This window comes from Arthrobacter agilis, assembly GCF_002953615.1.
GTDB classification, from domain to species: domain Bacteria; phylum Actinomycetota; class Actinomycetes; order Actinomycetales; family Micrococcaceae; genus Arthrobacter_D; species Arthrobacter_D agilis_B.
Genome location: NZ_CP024915.1, coordinates 1,314,175 through 1,322,164, shown reverse-complemented (window position 1 = coordinate 1,322,164; position 7,990 = coordinate 1,314,175). Strand labels below are relative to the sequence as shown.

General features: G+C 67.5%; 10 protein-coding genes and 1 tRNA gene. 6 read left to right on the top strand and 5 right to left on the bottom strand.

Features of this window, described 5'->3' with window-relative positions:
- Positions 1 to 160 precede the first annotated feature (160 nt).
- The 5 genes from nadD (at position 161) to CVO76_RS06310 (ending at position 3,151) form a co-directional block, all read left to right on the top strand.
- Positions 161 to 829: a nicotinate-nucleotide adenylyltransferase gene (gene nadD, locus CVO76_RS06330; RefSeq protein ID WP_279628611.1), complete on the top strand. Its 669-nt coding sequence runs from the start codon at positions 161 to 163 to the stop codon at positions 827 to 829.
- 7 nt (positions 830 to 836) lie between these two features.
- On the top strand, positions 837 to 1,865 hold the full coding sequence (locus CVO76_RS06325; protein ID WP_208741281.1) for a hypothetical protein: 1,029 nt from the start codon (positions 837 to 839) through the stop codon (positions 1,863 to 1,865).
- Positions 1,866 to 1,892: 27 nt separating this feature from the next.
- The gene (gene rsfS / locus CVO76_RS06320; RefSeq protein WP_208741279.1) at positions 1,893 to 2,303 is read left to right on the top strand and encodes a ribosome silencing factor; all 411 of its coding nucleotides are present in this window, start codon (positions 1,893 to 1,895) and stop codon (positions 2,301 to 2,303) included.
- Positions 2,300 to 2,980 carry a histidine phosphatase family protein gene (locus CVO76_RS06315; protein ID WP_208741277.1) on the top strand — a complete coding sequence of 227 codons (681 nt, stop codon included), beginning with the start codon at positions 2,300 to 2,302 and terminating at the stop codon, positions 2,978 to 2,980. The genes rsfS and CVO76_RS06315 overlap by 4 nt, the downstream gene beginning before the upstream one ends.
- Positions 2,981 to 3,075: 95 nt before the next feature.
- Positions 3,076 to 3,151, top strand: a tRNA-Ala gene (locus CVO76_RS06310).
- A 112-nt stretch (positions 3,152 to 3,263) separates the two neighbouring features.
- Here the strand turns inward: CVO76_RS06310 and CVO76_RS06305 are convergent.
- The 4 genes from CVO76_RS06305 to CVO76_RS06290 form a co-directional block, all read right to left on the bottom strand.
- Positions 3,264 to 3,620 (bottom strand): hypothetical protein, encoded by a 357-nt coding sequence (locus CVO76_RS06305; RefSeq protein ID WP_208741276.1) that lies wholly within the window; start codon positions 3,618 to 3,620, stop codon positions 3,264 to 3,266.
- 167 nt (positions 3,621 to 3,787) lie between these two features.
- Entirely contained in the window at positions 3,788 to 4,060 is a 273-nt protein-coding gene (locus tag CVO76_RS06300; RefSeq protein WP_208741274.1) for a hypothetical protein, read from the bottom strand.
- A gap of 134 nt (positions 4,061 to 4,194) precedes the next feature.
- Positions 4,195 to 4,662 carry a hypothetical protein gene (locus tag CVO76_RS06295; protein WP_133081727.1) on the bottom strand — a complete coding sequence of 156 codons (468 nt, stop codon included), beginning with the start codon at positions 4,660 to 4,662 and terminating at the stop codon, positions 4,195 to 4,197.
- A 457-nt stretch (positions 4,663 to 5,119) separates the two neighbouring features.
- Positions 5,120 to 6,448 (bottom strand): NtaA/DmoA family FMN-dependent monooxygenase, encoded by a 1,329-nt coding sequence (locus CVO76_RS06290; protein WP_208741272.1) that lies wholly within the window; start codon positions 6,446 to 6,448, stop codon positions 5,120 to 5,122.
- Between the two features lie 143 nt (positions 6,449 to 6,591).
- Between CVO76_RS06290 and CVO76_RS06285 the strand changes: the two genes are divergently transcribed.
- Positions 6,592 to 6,981, top strand: a complete 390-nt coding sequence (locus CVO76_RS06285; protein ID WP_133081728.1) for a MerR family transcriptional regulator — start codon at positions 6,592 to 6,594, stop codon at positions 6,979 to 6,981.
- A 58-nt stretch (positions 6,982 to 7,039) separates the two neighbouring features.
- Here the strand turns inward: CVO76_RS06285 and CVO76_RS06280 are convergent.
- A partial coding sequence (locus CVO76_RS06280) for an MFS transporter (RefSeq protein ID WP_208741270.1) occupies positions 7,040 to 7,990 on the bottom strand: 951 nt, incomplete at its 5' end.

Here is a 7,990-nt window from a genome sequence, read left to right as displayed (position 1 = left end):
CCCTGATGATCGTGACGATCTCCTTCTCCAACGTGCGCAACCGCCACGAGGCCGTCGAAGAGCACATCGACCCGCACAAGCAGCACGCGAACAACCACGATCACGGCGAAGCGAACCGGCACTAGCAGTCCTGGTGGCAGAGGGTATCGAGCGGGACGTCATGGGTGGCCTCCGGCAGCGGCATCGTGATGGTTCGCCGTGGCGCCTCGGCGTCATGGGCGGCACCTTCGATCCGATCCACCACGGTCACCTCGTGGCCGCCAGCGAGGTCGCATCGGTCTTCGATCTGGACGAGGTGGTCTTCGTCCCGACGGGCCAGCCCTGGCAGAAGGCCGACAAGGACGTCACGGCGGCCGAGCACCGGTACCTGATGACCGTGATCGCCACGGCGTCGAACCCCAGCTTCACGGTGAGCCGCGTGGACATCGACCGGCCGGGCCCCACCTTCACGATCGACACGCTGCGCGACCTGAAGGTCGAACGGCCGGATGCGCAACTGTTCTTCATCACCGGCGCGGATGCCATGGCCCAGATCCTCACGTGGAAGAACGCCGAGGAACTCTGGTCCCTGGCGCACTTCATCGGGGTGACGCGGCCAGGGCACGAGCTGAACGGCCGCGGGCGCGACGTGAGCCTCCTGGAAGTGCCGGCCATGGCGATCTCCAGTACCGATTGCAGGCGCCGTGTGGGCGAGGGCAAGCCGGTCTGGTACCTGGTGCCCGACGGCGTCGTGCAGTACATCGCCAAGCACCGGCTCTACCGGCGCGACATCCGGCAGGAGGGCGCACCGTCCTCGGGCGTCGAGGGCGAGAAACAACCGACTGGATGAATCAGCGATGAGCAAGGCAGAGGACGCCGTACGGACGGCCGGGTCGCAGGAGACCGACCGTCCAGCGCCAGGAGCGCAGGAGTCGGAGATCTCCGCACGGAACCGGGAAGCGCTGGGGGCCCTGCGCGCCCTGGCCGAGCACCAGGCCGCCCTGCTCGAGGGTGTGCGCGTCGAACTACCGACCCGCAGGCAACTGAGGCTGCTGCGGTCGCAGGGCAGGGCTGTCGCCCCCACCGCCGACGGCGTGTCGGCGGTCGCCGTCGACCCGTCGGTCCGGCCGGACGCGGCGGGCCCTGCCGTCGGCTATGGTGCGTCCCTGGCCGTGCGCTCCACCGAACCGTTGCCGGGCGGGCGCAGGGACCGCCGTCGGCAGCAGCAGGCACAGGCGGACGACGGCGCGCGGCGGCCCCTCGCCGATACGGCCTCCCGGGGGACGGATACGCGCCGCGTCGAGGACATGAGCATCGAGGAGGCCCTCGCCAGGCGCAACGCGCTGATCGAGGACGCCGCCGCGCACGCGGCCGGCCTGCAGGCCGCGGCCACCGACGACCCGTTCTCCGTGGACCCCGCGATGCTGGCACGCCAGCAGGCGCTGGCCGAGCGGGCGGCTGCCCTCAACGCCCGCGCCCGTAACATCCAGCAGGTCGCGGCGCAGGGTCCGCCGCAGCCGTCCGTCCCCCATGATCCGACCGCGGCACACAACCTCTCGTTCGTCGCGCCACCCGAGTTCGTCCGGCTTCCGGGCGGCACGCGATCCGTCCTGCGGGCGCCGTCGACCTCGCTGATACCGGTGGTCATCCCGCGTCCCGAGCGGAACCCCGCCACGGGCGAGGGCGTGTCTGCAAGCTCTTTAGACGGCGGCCCGACGGAACCGATCGGGGCCCGGAGCGCGTTCGGCCTGGAGCCACTCGACGCCATGACCGCCGGCCTCGGACGGCTGCGCCGGCTGCGCTATATCCAGTATTCGTTGCTCGGGGTGGGCGCAGCAGCGCTCGCAACCGGGATAATGATGACCGTCAGCTCCCTCAATGGGTGAAACCGCTGGCACCACACAAGGAGATCAGTGAGCGCTACCGAACAGTCCATCGGCATTGCCCGCACCGCGGCGCACGCCGCGGCGGACAAGATCGCCCAGGATATCGTCGCCCTCGACGTCAGCGACAGGCTGGCGATCACGGACGTCTTCGTCATCGCGTCCGCGCCGAGTGAGCGGCAGGTCAATGCCATCGTCGACGGCATCGAGGAGGAACTGTCCAAGCAGGGCCTGAAGCCCGTGCGGCGTGAGGGGCGCAGTGAGGGCCGCTGGGTCCTCCTCGACTACGCCGAGGTGATCGTCCACGTCCAGCACGAGGAGGACCGGGTGTTCTACGCCCTGGACCGGCTCTGGAAGGACTGCCCGTCCGTGGACCTCCAGCTCGAGGGTGAGCTGCAGACCTCACCACAGGTCTTAGCAGCCGACGACGCCGCGGAGTGACGCGGAACCCCCACACCCATCCGGCGGCCCGGCGGATCATCTTCTGGCGCCACGGGCGCACGGAGTGGAACCGGTCCGGATTGTTCCAGGGCCAGGAGGACATCGACCTCGACGACACGGGTCGTGAGCAGGCTGCGCGCGCCGCAGAGGTCCTCGTCACGCGGCAGCCCTCGATGATCATCTCGTCCGACCTGCGGCGCGCGGCCGACACCGCCGCCGCACTGGCCGGTCTCAGCAGCATGGACGTCTCCTACGACGTGCGGCTGCGTGAGACCGACGCCGGCGAGTGGCAGGGACTGTCCTTCGCCGCCATCGACGAGCAGTTCGCGGACGACAACGCCGCCTGGCGCGGGGGAGACCCCGAAGTGCGGGCCGGTGGTGCGGAGAACCGGATCGAGGTGGGACAGCGCATGCTCGCCGCGGTGACGGATGCCGTCGCCAGCATCGCGCCGTCGGAGACCCTCGTGGTCGTCAGCCACGGTGGAGCGATCAGGGCGGCCCTGGCCGCCCTGATGGGGCTGCCCCCGGAGCGCTGGGGTGCCCTTGCGGGACTCTCGAACTGCCACTGGTCGGAAGTGCACGAGGTCGTCGGCAGATCCGGAGCGCTGTTCTCGTGGCAGTTGACCGAGCACAACGTGGGTCTGGGGTCGCTTCCCGTGGAGCCCCTGGAGGGCTGAGATGCCCGAACGGCCGATTTGGCGAAGTCGCGAGAATTTACTAGACTGGTCAAGTTGCTTCGGCGGGGTGAAGGCCTCCTGGAGCAGCACGGCACGGGGCTATGGCGCAGCTGGTAGCGCACCTGCATGGCATGCAGGGGGTCAGGGGTTCGAATCCCCTTAGCTCCACCACGAACCGCTGGAATCAGGGTGAAGGTCCTGACTCCAGCGGTTTTTTCTTGCCCTGAACTACGGGATGCAATCCTTCTGCCATCCCCGACGAGGTCCTGTTCGAGTGATGCCCTCAGCCTCCGACGCCCGATCCTGTTCCCCACAGCGGATGACTCGCGATCACCACGCCAAGAAGGAGGGTCGTCGCTCCGACACTGCAAGCGTCCCAGCGACTGACGGACCGATGAGCGTGAAGCTGCACGCCCAGCGTCACCAGCTGGGCACCCAGGAGCAGTAGTGCCCAGACGATCACCACCCACCCTCCGAGCCACAGAAGCGTCGAGACCTGCTCGGCCGCCTCACTGATGAAACCGATCCGCTCGGCCATCAGGAGAGCTGCCCCACCACCCAGGGCCAGCACCGGCGCAACGACCGGCACGACCGGCACGACCGGCACGACCGGCAACCGACTCGCAGGGGCTCGATCCATGCAGTCAACCTACGCTCGAGCTGTGCGTCGAGCAACGGTATGAACGGTGCACGCGTCACCCTCCGACCCGACCCGGTAACCCTGCCCGACGGCGCTGCCCGTGCCCGTGCCCGGCACGTAGGACGTAACGCGACTTCCCACCGGCTGACGATTCCGCTCGAAAGCGGTCAGAGCGAGTCCAGCCGGCGCAGCAATGGCCGCAGTTCATGACGATCGATCTGCACCAGGGATTCGACGTCGCGGCCGAGGAACTGCCGGAGGACTCGGCGATAGTCCGACGGGGACAGACCCGTGTTGTGCAGGGCCTGCCGTACGTGGACTGCCTCGGCCAGTCGGAGCCCGACAGTGATGGAACGCGAACGTCCTGCTGCGTGGACGGTCGATCCTGCCGCGAGGACCGACAGGGCGTGAACAGGACGAAGATCGAGATCGAAGCTCATGGGTCCGACGGTAGGCAGGGATGCTGACAGCCATCGGGAGATCACGTGTCAGCGGCGTGAACGCAGCCTGTACTGATGGGAACCGAATTCCGGCTGATCACGGTGTCCGTGGAACGGTGCCGCTACGCTGCCCGTCACGATCGGTGCATCCGGGGACCGAAAGCGTGGGCGAGGAGATTCCCGGCATGAGGATTGGGCAACCACAGCAGCTTGTGCTCACGTCCGTCGGTCATCCTGATGTGCAGGCGGGAAGAGCTGATTCCGTGCCGATAGTCGAGGGAGTCGATATCGTCGCGGCCGAGAATCAAGGCCTTCGGCTGACCGTCGAGCTCGCCCTCCCAGGTGTCCTTCTCGACCTCGACCACCGCGCCGGGTGCGGGTCGACCACTGGCGAATTTCTTGTCCGCCGCCTGCACTGCGAGGAGTCCCAGACCTCCTGCCGCAGCGACGGCACCGCCCATCGCACCACCTTTCGCGGCGGACCTCAGGGTGAGCTCACGCCGACCGATCCGCACCACGTGATGCGGCGTCAGCCACAGTTCACCATGGCCCCAGTTCAGCCAGCCCGTCGTGCAGGAGTCCGCCAGGAGGGTGATCCTCATGCCTGCTCCCGCCCAGAAGGTCCTGACAGCATAAGAGAAGTAGGCATCGAGCTCCATTCCGAGCGGGACTGTCGAACAGGGACGCTCCCGGCACTCCCGTGCACGGGAGCCGGCGCGGGCGCCCTGGTGCTGTAGAAGCTACGGGGGGGACCTGCAGCGCGCACGAGTACCACCCACCCCACCGGGCCAGCCGGATACCCGTATCTCCCGGCCCACTACGTCCTGTGCGCACCAGCAACAGCCCGTATCCCAGGGGCGGACGATCTCGTACCGCTGGCGTCCAGGCAGCTGGCCCACGGACCAATCGACGTCGGGACGAGGACGCAGGACAGGACTCACCCCCGGCTCCGCCCGCCTCAGGTGGTCGTGAGGTGAGCTCACCAATCGACACCGTCAACTCCGGGTGATGGTCAAGTCTCCACGTGACGTCCGTTATCTCACACGCTCCTGTCGGTCGTTACTGGAGGGCGAGGCGGGGGTCGAGTCCGTAGTGGGCGGGGGCGCCGAGGTGGTCGCGGAGAGTGGCGCCGTCGTAGTCGTGGTGGTAGACGCCGCGCTCCTGCAGGAGGGGGACGACCTCGTCGACGAAGGTGTCGATGCCGTCCTCGTTCACGTCGATGGACACCCAGAATCCGTCGCAGGCCCCGGCTTCGAACCATTCCTGCAGGTGGTCCGCGGTCACGGACGCGGTACCGACAGGGGTGGGGTGGTAGTCGATGACCCCGTGGGCGAGGATGTCGCGGAGCGTCCATCCCTCGCGTGCAACCTCCAGGGCTCGTGGGGAGCGGGGGTCGAACGGGCTCGGCGACGCAGCCGCCAGCTGCTGAGCAGTCAGGGGTTCGTCGATCTGGCTTGGACCGAGTTGAAGGTTGAGCATCGAGCCGAGGTAGGGGACGCGGGATGCTGCCGTGAGCTCTGCCAGCTGCACGCGCCGGTCCAGGGCGTCACGCTTGGTCTTCCCGATGGCGGGCATGACTCCGGCGAAGAACTTGATCTCGTCGGGGTTCCGCCCTGCTTTCGCTGCGGCCTCGCGGTAGGCCTGGCGTTGCCTGCGGGCGTCGTCGATGGTGAATGTGGCGCCGATGACGCCGTTGGCGTAGCGTCCGGCGATCTCGAGCCCGTTGGCGCCTCCTCCGGCGGAGAAGATGACGGGCTGGCCCTGCTCGGACGGTGGGATGGGCAGCGGTCCGCGGGAGGCGACGTACTCGCCCTGCATGTTGATGGGCTGGATCTTGTCGGGGTGAGCGAACCGCCCGGTCTTCTGGTCCTTGATCCACGCGTCCTGCTGCCAGCTACCCCAGAGGGCCTGGGTGATCTGGATAGTCTCGTGGGCACGCTGGTATCGCTGCGGCCGGGGCGCGATGCCCTGGCCGAAGTTCGCTGCAGCATTGGGGTCGCTGGTGGTGACCGCATTCCATCCGGCGCGTCCGTGGCTCATCACGTCCAGGGCCTTGAACTGGCGGGCGATGTTGAAGGGCTCGTTGAACGTCGTGGAACCGGTGGCGACGAGCCCGATGCGCTCTGTGGCCCGGGCGATCGCCGCGAGGGTCATCATCGGATCGAGGGTGATCTGCGGTGCTTCATGATCCACGTCGGCCTGTAGTCCGGGGAAGTCCGGGAGGAACAGGAAGGCGAACTTCCCGCGCTCGGCGGCCTGCGCGTACCGGACCTGCGCGTCGAAGCTCGCATAGTTCGCCGGGTTCACGTTGGGGGCCCGCCAGGCTGAGCTCTGGGACCCGTAGCCGTTGCCCAGGTGCATACCCAGGATCATCTGCGACTTCTTCAAAGGTTCTCCTCGTACACGTGGTCGTTACCAATGCCAGATGCTCGTAGCGCGTGCTGGTCGCTCCGGCCATCTTGATAAGTGTCAACGTTGCCACTAATGTGAAGGTCAAATCGGCGGTTCCGATCACATGTCCCGGAGGTCCAATGCGTATCGGCGAGCTCGCCCAGAAGACGGGCGTTCCTGCCCGGATGCTGCGGTATTACGAGGAGCAGGGCCTCATCTCGCCCCGGCGTCTGGACAACGGGTACAGGACGTACGACGACTACCTGGTGGACCGGGTGAAGAAGGTCCGTGGGCTGGTGGACTCGGGAATCCCGACGCGGATCATCTCGAGTATCCTGCCCTGCCTGGACCAGCCGCAGACCATCGTCGTGAGGAACGCCGAGCCCGGATTGCGGGAGCTGCTGGTGACCGAGCGGGACCGCATGTCGGAGAAGATCGATTTCCTCACCCACAACCGCGACTCCATCACCCGGTACATCCAGGCCATCGACGAGGCCGGCTCCCAGGAGCGGCCGCTCAGAGCAGGGTGAGCCTGTGCTGACACAGCACGGGGCTAGTGGTCCGCTGTCTTCGTGAGATCCACGCGGATCACCCGTCATGAGTGGCGCGGGCCTTGCTGACGAAGAGCGCGCCGACGACGGCGCCGAGGGCGAGGATCGCAGCGACGGTGAAGGCGGCCTGTCCGGCGTCGATGCTCTGGGCGGCGCTGAGGGCACCCGCCTGAGGAGCGTTCGCGCCGATGGTGAAGGCGGAGATGAGGATCGCGCCTCCCGCCGCGCCGGCCAACTGCTGGACGGTGGAGAATGCGGCGGTGCCGTGCGGGTAGAGCTCCGCCGGCAGTGAGCCCAGAGCGGAGGTCGTCATCGGCGCCCACATCAGTGCCTGCGTTCCGGTCATGACGAGGTAGACGCCCAGGACCAGCCACACACTCGTGTTCTCGTCGATGGTCGTGAGGAACCAGATGGTCCCCACCCAGATGATGGAGCCGGGAATCGCCAGTGGCTTGGGCCCTACCCTGTCGTAGATGCGTCCGCCGAGTGCGGAGACGATCGCGATCATCGCCCCGCCCGGGAAGAGGAACAGGCCCATCTGCAGGCTGTCCAGTCCGAGGACGGCAGTCAGGATCAGCGGCAGGACCAGGACCACGCCGAAGCCGTTCAGCGCGACGAACGTCATCACGATCGTCGGCATGACGTAGGCGCTGGTGGAGAAGATCCGCATGTCCAGGAATGCACTCCCGTTCTTCTGCAGCTTCACCTGCCGGTGGACGAAGGCCGCCACGCCGGCCAGGCCGATGAGGATGGGGATGGCGGGCGCGACCGGTGCGTGGCCGGAGACCGATTCGCCGATCGACGCCAGGCCGAAGACCAGCCCGCCGAACCCGACGACGGACAGCAGCAGGGACACCACGTCCAGGCTCACCCGCTCGGGTGTGGTGACGTTCCGTAGCTTCAGCGCGCCCAGGATTAGTGCTATGACGACGATGGGCAGCATGAGGATGAACAGCCACCGCCAGGACAGCTGGGACAGGATCACTCC